The sequence below is a fragment of the Brevibacterium sp. Mu109 genome, assembly GCF_900169375.1.
Taxonomy (GTDB): domain Bacteria; phylum Actinomycetota; class Actinomycetes; order Actinomycetales; family Brevibacteriaceae; genus Brevibacterium; species Brevibacterium yomogidense_A.
Genome location: NZ_FXZF01000001.1, coordinates 218,683 through 232,689, shown reverse-complemented (window position 1 = coordinate 232,689; position 14,007 = coordinate 218,683). Strand labels below are relative to the sequence as shown.

General features: G+C 69.7%; 10 protein-coding genes and 1 tRNA gene. 9 read left to right on the top strand and 2 right to left on the bottom strand.

The window, feature by feature from the left end; all coding sequences use genetic code 11:
- Positions 1-102 precede the first annotated feature (102 nt).
- From BSP109_RS00985 to BSP109_RS00975, 3 genes are read left to right on the top strand one after another with little or no spacing between them, the layout of a single operon-like run.
- Complete coding sequence (locus BSP109_RS00985) at positions 103-432, top strand: transcriptional regulator (protein WP_101599082.1); 330 nt, start codon at positions 103-105, stop codon at positions 430-432.
- Positions 433-475: 43 nt separating this feature from the next.
- A complete protein-coding gene (locus BSP109_RS00980; RefSeq protein ID WP_087002873.1) occupies positions 476-1,228 on the top strand; it encodes a LamB/YcsF family protein in 753 nt (250 codons plus the stop codon).
- Entirely contained in the window at positions 1,225-3,045 is a 1,821-nt protein-coding gene (locus BSP109_RS00975; protein WP_101599081.1) for a carboxyltransferase domain-containing protein, read from the top strand. Before BSP109_RS00980 ends, BSP109_RS00975 begins: the two co-directional genes overlap by 4 nt.
- Before the next feature lie 116 nt (positions 3,046-3,161).
- Here the strand turns inward: BSP109_RS00975 and BSP109_RS00970 are convergent, their stop codons facing one another.
- A complete protein-coding gene (locus BSP109_RS00970; protein ID WP_101599080.1) occupies positions 3,162-4,994 on the bottom strand; it encodes a phosphoenolpyruvate carboxykinase (GTP) in 1,833 nt (610 codons plus the stop codon).
- A 345-nt stretch (positions 4,995-5,339) separates the two neighbouring features.
- Here BSP109_RS00970 and BSP109_RS00965 point away from each other — a divergent pair.
- The 3 genes from BSP109_RS00965 to BSP109_RS00955 all read left to right on the top strand — a co-directional run bounded on the left by BSP109_RS00965 (position 5,340) and on the right by BSP109_RS00955 (position 8,542).
- Positions 5,340-5,415: transfer RNA gene (locus BSP109_RS00965), tRNA-Arg, on the top strand.
- Positions 5,416-5,485: 70 nt separating this feature from the next.
- Positions 5,486-6,790 (top strand): DUF2079 domain-containing protein, encoded by a 1,305-nt coding sequence (locus tag BSP109_RS00960; RefSeq protein ID WP_257944506.1) that lies wholly within the window; start codon positions 5,486-5,488, stop codon positions 6,788-6,790.
- 6 nt (positions 6,791-6,796) lie between these two features.
- Positions 6,797-8,542: an alpha/beta-hydrolase family protein gene (locus BSP109_RS00955; protein ID WP_101599079.1), complete on the top strand. Its 1,746-nt coding sequence runs from the start codon at positions 6,797-6,799 to the stop codon at positions 8,540-8,542.
- Between the two features lie 95 nt (positions 8,543-8,637).
- Here BSP109_RS00955 and BSP109_RS00950 read toward each other — a convergent pair whose 3' ends face one another.
- Positions 8,638-11,418, bottom strand: coding sequence for an ExeM/NucH family extracellular endonuclease (locus tag BSP109_RS00950; RefSeq protein WP_101599078.1), 2,781 nt, complete (start codon positions 11,416-11,418; stop codon positions 8,638-8,640).
- Positions 11,419-11,983: 565 nt separating this feature from the next.
- Here BSP109_RS00950 and BSP109_RS00945 point away from each other — a divergent pair.
- From BSP109_RS00945 to BSP109_RS00935, 3 genes are all read left to right on the top strand, one after another.
- Positions 11,984-12,304 (top strand): GntR family transcriptional regulator, encoded by a 321-nt coding sequence (locus tag BSP109_RS00945; RefSeq protein WP_373404766.1) that lies wholly within the window; start codon positions 11,984-11,986, stop codon positions 12,302-12,304.
- Positions 12,305-12,444: 140 nt separating this feature from the next.
- The gene (locus tag BSP109_RS00940; RefSeq protein WP_219618484.1) at positions 12,445-13,158 is read left to right on the top strand and encodes an ABC transporter ATP-binding protein; all 714 of its coding nucleotides are present in this window, start codon (positions 12,445-12,447) and stop codon (positions 13,156-13,158) included.
- Positions 13,155-13,979 (top strand): hypothetical protein, encoded by an 825-nt coding sequence (locus BSP109_RS00935; protein ID WP_087002855.1) that lies wholly within the window; start codon positions 13,155-13,157, stop codon positions 13,977-13,979. The genes BSP109_RS00940 and BSP109_RS00935 overlap by 4 nt, the downstream gene beginning before the upstream one ends.
- The last annotated feature ends 28 nt before the right edge of the window (positions 13,980-14,007 follow it).

Here is a 14,007-nt window from a genome sequence, read left to right as displayed (position 1 = left end):
GACATTCCGGTCCGCACTGCGGCCCCTGACGCGGCGTTCCTCCCCGTGTCGCATACTGGTGGGGAGCAGTTCGCACACTCATCGCGGAGATCGGAGTCGATCATGACGGAGCAGTCCTTCACCCTCACCTCGTACCTCGCACGGGCGGCTCGCGCACTCGTCGAGACCTCGGCCACGACCACCGGCCAGGGAGCGGGACTCACCCGCGGACAGGTGCGGGACTTCGAGCGGGGTCGCATCCACCTCACCGAGGAGCAGCGTCTGGCCCTCCAGCACGCTCTCGAGGAGCTGGGTGCCGTGTTCATCGCAGACGATGAGGCCGCCGGTGCGGGCACCGGCGTGGGCGTGCGCCTCAAGTTCAGCGCGGAGAAGGCGCGTCGCATCGACACGTGGGAGGGCGAGGGCGGTCCCGCCTACGAAGACGACGTCTGATCCGGCGCTCCGCACGGATCCCCGGCCCCGAGGAGTGGCCAGCATGCACATCGACGTGAACGCCGACCTGGGCGAGACGATCGACGGTATCGCCGTGAGCGACGACGACGCCGTGCTCACCGTCGTGTCCAGCGCGAACGTCGCGTGCGGGTTCCACGCGGGCACTCCTTCGCACATCGCACGGACGCTGGCGGCCGCGGCCGCGCGCGGAGTGACGGTCGGCGCGCACGTCGCCTACGACGACAAGCCCGGCTTCGGCCGCGTCCCGATGGAGTACGACCCCGGCGTCCTGGCGGACGAGGTGCTCTATCAGATCGGGGCACTCGACGCCCTCGCCCGCGCAGCCGGCACGCGCGTCGCGTACGTGAAGCCCCACGGAGCCCTCTACAACCGGATCGTCCACGACGACGTGCAGGCGCGCGCCGTCGTAGACGGAGTCCGCGCTTTCGGCGACCTGCCGCTTCTTGTGCTCCCAGACTCCGTCGTCGAGCAGCGCGCACGAACGGCCGGACTGCGACCCGTGCGCGAAGCGTTCGCGGATCGCGGCTACGCGCCGGACGGAACGCTGGTCCCCCGCACAGAACCCGGGGCCGTCGTCGCTGACCCGGCAGCGGTCGCAGAGCGCGTCGTCCGCCTCGCCGACCGCGGCACCCTCATCGCGGTCGACGGATCGGAGATCCGGGTCGCCGCGGAATCACTCTGCGTCCACGGCGATTCGCCGGATGCCGTCGCCCTCGCCCGATCGATCCGCAGCGCTCTCCTGGGTGCGGGGGCCCGGATCGAGGGGTTCGCATGAGACCCGCGGGTCCGGACACCCGACCGTCGGCCCCCGACATCCGACCTGCCGGCGACCGGGCCCTGCTCGTCGATGTCGGAACGCTTACGACCGCAATGGCGTGGCAGTCGGCACTCCAGAGCGACCCGCTGGACGGTCAGCTCGAGGTCGTCGGCGCCGCACGGACCGTGCTCGTCCGCTTCGACTCCGCTGCCGCCGCCGAGGCCGCAGTCGCCTCCCTGCTCGCCCTCACCCCCGCGCAGGCCGGGATCGCCGCGCCCCGCGAGCACACGCTCGACGTCCTCTACGACGGAGACGATCTCGCAGAGACCTCCCGCCTGCTCGACATGAGTCCCGACGCGCTCGTCGACGCGCACACCGCGACGGTGTGGCAGGCCGCGTTCGGCGGCTTCGCACCGGGCTTCGCCTACTGCACCGCGATCTCCGGACCAGCGGCCGACGAGCCACTGTGGGATGTGCCCCGGCTCGCCGAGCCGCGCACCGCAGTCCCTCCCGGCGCCGTCGGACTCGCAGGCGCCTTCTCCGCCGCCTATCCCCGCCGCAGCCCGGGAGGCTGGCGGCTCATCGGACGCACGGATGCGGTGCTGTGGGCCGGGGAGTCGGAGCGCCCCGCACTCCTGACCCCCGGCGACCGCGTCCGCTATCGGGCAGTCCGTGCATTCGCCCGCACCGTCGACCCGGATCGACCCCGACCGGAGTCCGGCGAGTCCCCTGACGAGGTCCACGCGGCGGACGGAGACAGCGACACCGGCACAGGCGACACCGGCCAGGACGAGATCGGCCCAGGCGACACCGGCCATGGCGACACAAGCCCAGGCGACACCGACTCCGCTCCGCGCACTCGCACGGTGCTGCGCGTCGACGATCCGGGTCTCCTCACCCTCATCGAGGACGCGGGCCGCCCTGGCCACGGAGCTCTGGGAGTGTCTCCGTCGGGAGCTGCGGATCTCGCGTCAGCCGAGGCCGCCAACACGGCCGTGGGCAACCCGCCCGGAGCACCCGTCCTGGAGGTCGCAGGCACCGCGCGCCTCACGTGCGTCGCCGATGTGGTCGTCGCCGTGGCCGGTGCGGCCTGCGGCACGACCGTGGCACCGCAGCTGCTGCGAGCGGGGGACACCCTCGGCCTCGACCCGGCCCCCGACCTTGCGCGGTCGTACCTGGCCGTGCGCGGCGGCGTGTCCGCGGCGCACGAGGTGGGGTCGGCCTCGGCGGACGTCCTGGCGGGGCTGGGCCCGGACCCTCTCTTCGCCGGAGCCGAGGTCGCAGTCCCCGTCCGCGGTCCCGCCGCCTCCGCGGGGTACGGGACGCGGAACCCCGCGCGGGTGCGGCGCGACGAGCAGCGGGCCGCCGCCTCGGCCGCGCAGCCGTCTGCTGGTGAGCGCGCGACGCAGGAAGAGGGGTCGGCAGGGCTGGATGCGGCAGGGTCGGATGCAGCAGGGCCGGATGCCGTGGTCCTCCGCGCAGTCGCGGGTCCGCGCGATGACTGGTTCGCCGACGAGGAGTTCGCGCGGTTCGCAGCGATGCGCTGGGTGGTGGGGGAGCAGTCCAACCGGGTGGGCACGCGACTGGAGCCCGCTGACGGCGCAGCCGCGCTGACTCGCCGTCGCGACGGCGAACTGGCCAGCGAGGGGACGGTCACCGGCGCGGTCCAGGTGCCACCCAGCGGGACCCCCGTCGTCTTCGGCCCGGACCGTCCGGTGACCGGCGGATACCCCGTCATCGCCACGGTCCTCGCGGACGACCTCGACGTCCTCGCGCAGCTGACTCCCGGCTCGTCCGTGCGCTTCGACGTGGTGGAGGGGCCCGCGCGGGTCTGACCGGAACTGAACGGGTCTGATCGGATCTGAACAGCTTTGAGCGGGTACGAAAGAGGGCCCTTCGCATCCCGGCTCGTGGATGCGAAGGGCCCTCTGGTTCGTGAGGACTCAGGACGTCACTTGACGCCCAGGCGGTCGCGCAGCTCCTCGACCTCGGCACGCAGCTCGGCGGGGACGTGCTCGCCCAGCTCGTCGTACCAGGCGTCGATCGACTGGAGCTCTTCAGCCCACTCGTCAGGCTTGACCTCGAGTGCCTTCTGGACCTGCTCCTCGGAGATGTCGAGGCCGTCCAGGTCGATGCCGCCTGCGACCGGCGCGAAGCCGACCGGGGTCTGCACGGCATCTGCCGTTCCGCTCACACGCTCGAACACCCACTTGAGGATGCGGGAGTTGTCCGTGAAGCCGGGCCACAGGAACGAGTTGTCCTCGGCGCGACGGAACCAGTTGACGTAGAAGATCTTCGGCAGCTGGGCGCCCTCGGTCTTGCCGATGTCGATCCAGTGCTGCAGGTAGTCGCCCACGTTGTAGCCGATGAACGGACGCATGGCCATGGGGTCGCGACGCACGACGCCCACCTTGCCGACGGCTGCCGCAGTCGTCTCCGAGGAGAGGATCGAGCCCATGAAGACGCCGTGGTTCCAGTCGGACGTCTGCGTCACGAGCGGCATGGTCGTCTTGCGACGTCCGCCGAACAGGATCGCGGAGATCGGGACGCCGTCCGGGTTCTGCCATTCCGGCGCGATCGTCGCGACGTTCGCGATCGGGGTGCAGAAGCGCGAGTTCGGGTGCGCGGCCGGAGTCTCCGAGTCCGGAGTCCAGTCGTTGCCGCGCCAGTCGGTGAGGTGCGCCGGCTTCTCGTCGGTCATGCCCTCCCACCAGACACCGCCGTCGTCGGTGAGAGCGACATTGGTGAAGATGTTGCCGCCCGCCTCGATCGCGGACATCGCGGTGGGGTTGGTGACGTAGCCGGTGCCCGGCGCCACGCCGAACAGGCCGAACTCCGGGTTGACCGCGTACAGCTGCCCGTCCGGGCCGAAGCGCATCCACGCGATGTCGTCGCCCAGCGTCTCGGCCTTCCAGCCGGGGATGTTGGGTTCGATCATGGCGAGGTTCGTCTTGCCGCAGGCGCTGGGGAACGCGGCGGCGACGTACTTGACCTCGCCCTCCGGGTTGGTCAGCTTGAGGATGAGCATGTGCTCGGCGAGCCAGCCCTCGTCGTGGGCGATCGCGGAGGCGATGCGCAGTGCGTAGGCCTTCTTGCCCAGCAGCGCGTTGCCGCCGTATCCCGATCCGTAGGACCAGACCGACCGCTCCTCCGGGAATTGGGTGATGTACTTCGTGGAGTTGCAGGGCCAGGCGACATCGTCCTGACCGGGCTCCAGCGGAGCGCCGACGGAGTGGACGCACTCGACGAAGTCGGCGTCGAGGCGATCGATCGCCTCGAGTGCGACGTCACCGGAGCGCGCCATGATCCCCATGGAGAGGACGACGTAGGGGGAGTCGGTGACCTCGATGCCGAACATCGGCTGCGTCGCGTCGACGTGTCCCATGACGAACGGGATCACGTACATCGTGCGGCCGCGCATCGAACCGGCGAAGACGTCGTTCAGGATGCCCTTCATCTCCGCGGGCGCCACCCAGTTGTTGAGCGGGCCGGCGTCCTCCTCCTTCTCCGAGCAGATGAAGGTGCGGTCCTCGACGCGAGCGACATCGTCAGGGTCGGACGCCGCGTAGTACGAGTCCTTGGGGCCGGACAGCTTGACGATGGTGCCGGTGTCGATCGCGCGGGAGAGGAGCGAGTGACGCTGCTCCTCCGAGCCGGTGATCCACTCGATTGCATCGGGAGTCGTACGTTCTGCGATCGAGCGGACGAAGTCCAGAACCTTGGGGTTCTTCGTCGGCGCGTTCGTGAGAAGGTCTTGGACTGAGCCACGGTCGATGACGGTCATGGTGGGGTATCTCCTGGGTCGGGCACCCCCGGGTCCTCCGGGTTGACTCACACGCTACGGATGAAGCGCGGCGCGGACCGCCTGTGCGGCGCCATAGATCTGTGCTGTGACTCACAGGAAGCGCATCGATGGCGTCTTTTGGTCAATCGACTGACGTGTCTTGCCGTATGTGTGACCGTTCTTGCCATCCGTCGTGATCTGTCCGACGGGTGTCCCGGCGAGGCTTCTTCGGAGGGCCATCGTCACGCTTCAGCGAGTCGTTTCCAGAGGGTGACGCGAAGCTCACTGCGCGGGTTTGAGAAGCCTGAACCCTCTATGTATAGTAGTGCGAGTCGCAACGACGGCGCGCCACTAGCTCAACGGATAGAGCATCTGACTACGGATCAGAAGGTTGGGGGTTCGAATCCCTCGTGGCGCACCACAGGAAGAGGCCCCCGCCAGCGGAGACGCAGGCGGGGGCCTCTTCGTCCCCACCCCGGTAAGGTTCTCGTGTGCAGTCGTTCGCCGCTCGCCACCTGACTCCCCACGCTCCCGCGATCGCAGCAGCGTTCGCGTTCGTGCTCTACGCCTCGTTCGCGATCCTCATGTGGCGCATCCACTACTCGCCGTCGTGGGACCTGGGCATCTTCACCCAGATGCTGACGCAGTACGCGCAGGGAAGCGCTCCGATCGTCGATATCAAGGGGCCCGGATTCAATCTGTGGGGTGATCACTTCCACCCCATCCTCATCCTGCTGACCCCGCTCTTCTGGGTCTTCCCGTCGGGGCTCACCCTCATGCTCGCGCAGGCCGCGCTCTTCGCGGCATCGGTCTGGCCCGTCGTGTCCCTGGCGTTCGAGCGGCTCACCGTGCGCGGCGCCTGGCTGCTGGCCTTCTCCTACGTGCTGTCCTGGGGACTCCTCAATGCAGTGCACTCCCAGTTCCACGAGATCGCCTTCGGCGTGCCGCTGCTGGCGTTCGGCCTGGTGTGGTGGATGCGCGGCAAGCGGCTGCCCGCGATCGTGGCGATCGGGCTGCTGGTCTTCGTCAAGGAGGACCTGGGGCTGACCGTCGCGGTATTCGGCCTCGTCATCTGGCTGCGGGACCGGTCCGAGCTCAAGCTCGCGCTGGCGCTCATCGCGTGGGGCGTGGGCTGGACGGTCTACGCGGTCGCCCTCTTCCTCCCGCTGTTCAATCCGGAGGGCGGCTATGACTACACGGAGAACGTCTCGCTGGCGCAGACGCTGACGGACGGGCTGACGGTGAAGATCGGCACGGTGGGCTTCCTCGCGCTCGCCGCCGGAGCCATCGGACTGCGGTCGCCGTACATGCTCCTCATGCTCCCCACCCTCGCGTGGCGGTTCGCGGGCAACGTCGAGGGCTACTGGGACACGAGCTTCCACTACTCGGCCGTCCTCATGCCGATCGCGGCCGTGAGCCTCATCGACGGCGCAGGCAGGGCGCATCGGACCCTCGCACCGCTCGTCGCCGCGGTCGCCGCCGTCGCACTGCTCAGCCAGACGAAGATGGACCTCTTCTGGACCTCGGACGGCTATGCGGTCGACGCCAGCGGCGCGATCGAGGAGGCCTCCCAGTACGGCTCCGTCGCGACCGACGTCCGGCTGCTCGCGTACCTCGCGCCGCACGCGCGCACGTACTGGTACGGAAGCATGGAGGACGCGGTCCCCGAGGCGGTGGCTCTCAGACCCGATGACGTCGACTCCCCGATCGAGCCCTGGGCCGAAGAGCGCTTCGGCGGCGACTGGGAGACCGTCTACAGCGGCGGCGGCTACGACGTCGTGGTCCCGGCGGGCTGAGCGCAGATGAGCCCCGTGCCGCTGACCGCAGGACTCCTCGCGTCCTGGGCGGCACTGACTCCCAGCCTGGTGCCCCGACGGTGGTGGATGACGGCAGCATCGGTGGCCGCGGCCTCGGCGCTGGCATCGGGTGCTGCGCAGGCAGTGGGGGCAGGTGTGCGTGCGGTGCCCGGGCTGCTGGGCCGGTCCCGGCCCGCTCCCGTCCGTGACGAGCGCGGCCCGCGCCCGGGACTCCGGTCGACCGCCGGCGCCGGCGTGCTCGGCGCATCCGCGGTGGGCATCGGCGTGTCATTGGCGAGGTCGGCCCGGGAGCAGAGCGACGTCGCCCGCGTGACCGGAGTGGGTGACGCGGGCGACGGGGACAGGATCCACCACCTGACCGGATACGGGGCGGGCCTCATCGGGTGGGCGGTGCTCGACGCGACGGGACGGGTGTCGCGTCGACTGCGCGCTCGCATCGGCACCCGCCTGCGGCAGCGGCTGCCGATCGTCCCGCCGGTCATCGTGACGGGAGCGCTCGTGGTCGTGACGGTCCGCATCTACGGCTGGGTGCTCTCCCGGGTGCTCGCCCGCGCGGACACGAACGCCGTGATCCGTTCGTTCGCGACGCTGGGCGCGGGTCCCGGCCCGGTCGAACCGGAGCGCTCCGGCTCGCGCTCATCGGCGGAGCCCTACGCGACGATGGGTCTGCACGGGCGCGACTTCGTGACCGGCGGACCTCGCCGCGACCGGATCGCCGAGGTCCTGCGCACGACCCGCCGTGCGGGCGAGGCGCGCGAGCCCATCCGTGTGTTCGTGGGGCGGCTGGGCCACCCCGATCCGAAGGAGGCGGCTGCCGCCGCGGTCGCCGAGCTGGAGAGGACCGGAGCGTTCGAGCGACGGGCGATCCTCATGGTGACCGGCACCGGTTCGGGTTGGGTCCCGCCATGGTCGACGGCTGCCTTCGAACACCTCATGGGCGGAGACTGCGCGGTCGTGTCGGCGCAGTACAGCTTCGCCGGCTCGTGGCTCGCGTTCCTCATCCATAGGGGACCCGCGCGCGAGATCGCCCGGGCGGTGCACCGTGCCGTCCGGGCCCGGCTGCGGGCGCTGCCGCCGGAGCGCCGGCCGCTCCTGTACGCGGCGGGGGAGTCCCTCGGGGCCTTCGGCGGGCACGGCGCCTTCCGTTCCGCAGGGGCGATGCTGCGCGGACTGGACGGTGCGGTGTGGACGGGAACGCCGCGGACGACGGGGATCCTCGCCCACGTGCTCCGGGATCGGAGGCACGGCAGCACCGAGGTCCGTCCCGTGTACGGAACCGGGCGCCACATCCGCGTCGTCACGCGCCCCGAGGATCTGGGCCGTGCGCCGGAGGAATTCGCCTACTCGAGCTGGGGGAGTCCGCGCATCGTCTACGCGCAGCACCCATCCGACCCTGTCGTGTGGTGGGGTCCCGCACTGCTCCTGCGCCGGCCGGACTGGCTGCGCGAACCGCGGGGCTTCGATGTCGCACCCGGCGTGCGCTGGCGTCCATTCGCCACGTTCTGGCAGCTCACCGCGGACATGCCCCGGTCAGTCGAGCTGCCCGGCGGCCACGGGCACAGCTACCACGCGGAGACCGTCCACTACTGGAACGCCGTGCTGCGTACGGGACTCACCGACGCGCAGTGCGAGGCGATCGGCAGGGCCATCGGTGAAGACCTGGCACCGTCCACCGGCGCGCTGCCCCTCACGGACACGGGGGCGCGCCTGCGTCGCGGTGCCGGAGGGTGAAGTGAGACGTGCCGTCTGGCAAGGACTGACCGCACGGTCGGAGCCGATCAATCGGCCCCGACCGTGCGGTCAGGTCATCCGGTCAGACCATCTGGTCAGACCGTGCGGCGGCGTGCGACGAGGAGGGCGATCGCTCCTGCGGCGACGAGCACGCCGCCCACCACGAGGGCGGTGAGGCCGGTACCCGTGCGCGGCAGGTCGCCGTTGTCGTCCCGGTCGCCGTCGTCTCCTCGGTCACCTTCGTCTCCGTTGTCCCGGTCCCCGCCGTCGTCCTGGTCGTCATCGCGACCGTCGTCGGACGGGTCATCGGAGGGCTCCGGTGTGGCGTCATCGCTGGGGTCGCCGGTCGGATCATCCGACGGGTCGTCCGTGGGGTCCTCTGACGGATCCCCGGACGGGTCGTCCGTGGGGTCACCGGTGGGGTCGTCCGTCGGGTCCGGTGCAGGCGCCTCGTCGCTGCGGGCGAGGCCCATGATCAGCGGGTCGTGGTCCGAGGACCGGAAGGGCCCCTCCGCGTGGAGGTCCGTCACATTGTTGTTGTACCGGCTGTACTCGAGGCCGATCGACTCGACGGAGTTGATGTTCCAGATGTCTGCGCCGGTCACATCCGCGACGAGCTCGTCCGATGCGAGGACGTGGTCCAGACTGCCCACGCGGCCGCCGAACAGGTACGTCTGCTCGTCGGTGAAGTCCTTGCCGATGTTCGCGTATCCCGCGGAGTAGAGGACCTGCATGGGGTCCTCCTCCGTGTAGGAGTTGAAGTCGCCGAGCAGCACGACATCATCCGTACCCGCGGCCTCCTTCTGCTGGTCTGCGAAGTCCACGAGGGCCTCGGCCTGGCTCACGCGGTCGGCGTTCGAGTTGCCCTGACCGTCACCGTCGTCGACGTTGCCCTCGCCGGAGCCGGACCCCTTCGACTTGAAGTGGTTGACGATCGCGACGAACGGTTCGTCGTCCTCGCCCGTCGTGAACGCCTGGGCGAGCGGTTCGCGCGCATTGCTGAACGCATCGCTGCCCGTGAGGATGGTGGATCCGCCGACGGGCTGGACATCGGAGGGCTGGTAGATGAACGCGGTGCGGATGACGTCCTCGCTCTCCGGGAGCTCCTCCGGCGATTCCGCGAACGCCCACTTCTCAGACCCGGCATCCTCGTTCAGCGCGTCGACGAGGATCGACAGCGACTCGTCGCGGTCCTTGTCGAATGCGGCGGACTGCTCGATCTCCTCGAGTGACAGGACGGAGGCGTCCAGACCGTTGATCGCATCGACGATCTTGGACTGCTGGCGCTCCAGGTTGTCCGCATCCCACGCGCCGCGGGCGTCGCAGCCGCCGCGCACGGTCGTCGGGTTGCCCTCACGGTCCTCGTAGAACGTGCACCCGTTCAGCTGGTCGCCGGTCGTCGTGAAGTAGTTGAGCACGTTGAAGCTCGACACGGTGATGTCGCCGCCCACATCCTGCGGTGCCGCCTCACGGGTGTCCTCGAACGTCGCGGGCTGGACCTCGTCGGCGTTCTCGCCGGTCAGCCACTGGGTGGGCTGCAGGCGCCACATGTCGAAGCCGTAGCCCACGACGACGGGGTCCTCGAACGTCGCGGCGCCGCCCACACGGAGAGGCTCATCGTTCGACAGGTAGGGGACGGGGACGTCGGAGGCCGAGCCGGTGTAATCGGCCGACGCACCGTCGTCCAGGACGTAAGCGCGCTGCGCGCTCTCCGCCTCGTACTCGATCGCCTCGTCGCCGGGGGAGACGACGTCCGTCGCCTGGAACAGCGGATCCGTGCCGTTGACCAGCCCGACCTCGCCGTAGCGGTTGGTGCCGTAGTTGTCCGACACCGTGATGTCGCCGGTCGGCAGGATCAGCATCGACTCGAGCGCCTCGCGGGCGTCATCGCCCTCCGGGAACGCCCCCTCGATCGGAGTCGGGGCGTCGAGTGCCTCCTCGAGCGGCTGCAGGCCGTTCGACGCGACGGTGATCTGCGTCTGCCCGTAGTACTCGGAGACCTCGCCGGTGACCCGGACGGAATCGCCGGCGGAGACCTCGGCGGCGGTCTGCGGGGAGTACACGAAGAGGCCGTCGGACGCATCGCCGGCCGACTTCGCGGCTCCGCCCGTCCCGGCGGTCTGGATGGCGTAGCCGTTCAGGCCGCCATCGGCCCAGACCGCGGTGACGACGCCTTCGGTCGTGACGGTCTGGCCCACGTGGTCCGATTCTGCACCGGTGCCCTGGATCTCTGCGATCGGAATGACCTCGCCGGGTTCGACCGGCGGGTCGGTCTCGCCGCCGTCGTCACCCGGCAGCGCGTTCGGAGTGGGCGCATCTGCGACCCAGGAGCCGTCGACCAGCTGGATCGACTCGCTGCGTGACGACGTGGCGCCGGTGGGGGTGGCCCCCTGGCCGCGCACCGACTCCGGCAGGGAGTCCGAGTTCGTCGCGGTGACGCCGGCGCCGCCCACGACTCCGCCGACCTGATCGAAGTCCATGAGTGCGCCGTCCGCGTCGACGACGAACGCGGAGGATCCGTAGGACCCGTCCGCAGCGGATCCGGAGTTCACCGAGTTCGTGATGGGCACCTCGACGGCGAGCGCGCCGGAGTCGCCCACGGTCGCCCCGTCGGCGAGCGTCGTCACGTGCTCGCCCGACTGCGGGCTGCCCCCGCGGGTGACGGTTCCGACGGTCCACCCGGAGACGTCCGTGCCGGGCTCCGCCGCGATCTCGACGAAGTCCGTGTCGTTGCCGCCGGCATAGGCGATCTCGGAGATCTCGGGCTGGTCCGCAGCCTGCGCGGAGATCGGCAGGAGCAGGGGGCTTGTGACCACTGCGGCGGTGACGGCGGCAGCGAGCGCGGCCCGCAGGGGCGGGCGAGCGGGAGAGTGCATGGAGTCCAGTCCTCGTTCTGTCGGTGCCCGCACGGCGTGCAGGGCTGTGACGTGACGCTCACACACTACCCAGGTTCTTCACAGAATCAGCGACGTGCGATGGACGCGCGGGGGAACGGCGAGTGAACGGCGGACGTAGGTGGTGGGCGTGGGAGGTGGGGTGAGCGGTGGACGTGGGTGGTGGGGCGTGGGCGGTGGGCGTGGGAGGTGGATGTGGGCGGTGGACATGAGTGGCGGGGCCCGCGTGAGCTGCCGGAGTCCGGGTGAGTCGCCGGGGAGTGGGTGGGCCGCGCTCGAGTGAGTACAACCTGGTCCCGGCGAGCCGTCCGGCGGGCCGGTTTGCACTCACTCGACGAACAGGTGCGACTCGTCAACCAGGTGCACTCGACAAGCAGGTGCGGCGCGTCAACCAGGCGAGGGCGCGGGGCGCAGTTCTTGACGTCGCCGCGCACTCTGTGTCACTGTATTAATCACTTAATACAGTGACACAAGAGGGGAGGCGCGGATGCAGTTCGATACGTCGACTCCCATCTGGGTCCAGCTGGTCGCCGACTTCTCGCGCCGGATGGCGACGGGAGAGTGGGCGGCGGGTGCTCGCGTCCCCGGTGTGCGCGAACTCGCGGTGGACGTGGGGGTCAACCCCAACACGGTGCAGCGGGCTCTGGCGGAACTGGAGCGCGAGGGCCTCTGCCGGTCGGAGCGCACCGCAGGCCGCTATGTCACCGACGACGGGGACCGGCTGGACCGGTTGCGCGTCGAGCTCGTCGGTGACGCTGCGGATGACTTCATCGCCCGGGCGCGGGGGCTGGGCCTGGACCGCGCACAGATCCAACGACTCCTCGATGACAGATGGAACCAGCATGACGGAGATGACCGAGCACGATGACCGCAGCAACGGCGACGACAGGCACGGCAGAGACCGGTGCAGCGACAGGTGGGAAGAGCAATCTGACGGCGACACCGCTGTCCGCATATCTGAGAACGGCACGAGCCATGAGGACTGAACAGCTGAGGAGCACGGGCACGATGACCGATGAGACGAGCGATCCGCCACTCGTGCGGACCCGCGACCTGCAGCTCAGATACGGCGACAGGCAGGCGCTGGGCGGTGTGGACCTGGACCTCGGTCCGGGTCGGATCGTCGGGCTGCTGGGGCCGAACGGATGTGGGAAGACCACGCTGCTGAAGATCCTGGCCGGAGTGCTGACCGGCTATACGGGAGAGGCGACGATCGCCGGCCATGCGCCCGGGCCGGAATCGAAGGCGCTCGTCTCCTACCTCCCGGATGCGAGCGCGCTGCCCAACGGCGCCAGGGCGAGCGAGTGCATCGCGATGTACCGCGACTTCTTCGCGGACTTCGACGAGGACCGGGCCCATGAGCTCGTCGGATTCTTCGGACTCGACGAGTCCATGCGGCTGAAGCAGATGTCGAAGGGCATGCGGGAGAAGGTGCAGATCGCGCTCGCCCTTTCGAGGAGGGCTCGCATATACCTGCTCGACGAGCCGATCTCCGGAGTCGACCCCGCCGCGCGCCAGACGATCCTGGACGGAATCCTCCGCGGATTCGACGACGACGCGCTCATGCTCATCTCCACGCACCTCGTGCACGACCTCGAGCAGGCGCTCGACGAGGCAGTCTTCATGAACCGAGGCCGAGTCGTCCTCGCCGGCTCAGCCGACGAGCTCCGCGAGGCGCACTCCGCGGGCCTCGACCAGATCTTCAGGGGGATGTTCCGATGATCGCCACACTCATGGCATACGAATGGAAGCGCACGCGCGTGATGGTGGGAACCGTCACGGGGGGCGCCGTCCTCGGCGTCGTCGGGGCCACGCTGCTGGTCGCTCCCGGATGGCCAGGGCTCTCAATCTTCGGTGTCGTCCTCGGCGCAGTGGTCCTCAGTGCGTACGCTCCTGTCCTCCAGGTGCTCCTCGCCGTCGACTACTGGCGCTCGAGCTACGGCCGCACCGGATACTTCACGCAGACGCTGCCGATCAGCGGAGGAAAGATCTTCGCGGCGAAGTTCCTGCACATGACCCTTGTGGTCCTCGCAGGCATGGTCGTGACGGTGCTGCTGATCCCCCTCTTATGGTGGGGTCTCGCAGCCGGCGGCATCGTCGACATCGGCCTGGTCGCTGCGGTGCGGGAGCTGTGGGCCACCACCACTGCGGTCCTCTCTCCGCTCATGCTGCTCGGCGCTGCTGCGGCACTCCTCGGCCTCGTACTGGCGGGGCAGGCGATGTTCACCTTCAGTGCGTCGATCGGCAGCGAGGCGCCGATCAACCGACTGGGCCTGGGCGGCCCGGTCGTCGTCTACCTCGTCCTCTATGGACTCTGCCAGGTGCTCGTCTTCGCCGCGTTCTTCGCATTCCCGGTGGGCATCGGAATGACCGGGGGCACGCTGGGGTTCGTGCGGTTCGACTTCCTCGCAGAGGTGACTGCCAGTGTGAGCACACCCGACGACGCCATGCCGCTGGCCTTCATCCCGCCCATGATGCTGCTCGGAGTCGTGTGCTACTGGCGCACGGTGCGGTCGTGGAACCGGAAGGTCGCACTGGTCTGAGGCTCAGATCCGGCCCGAGTGAGCAGTC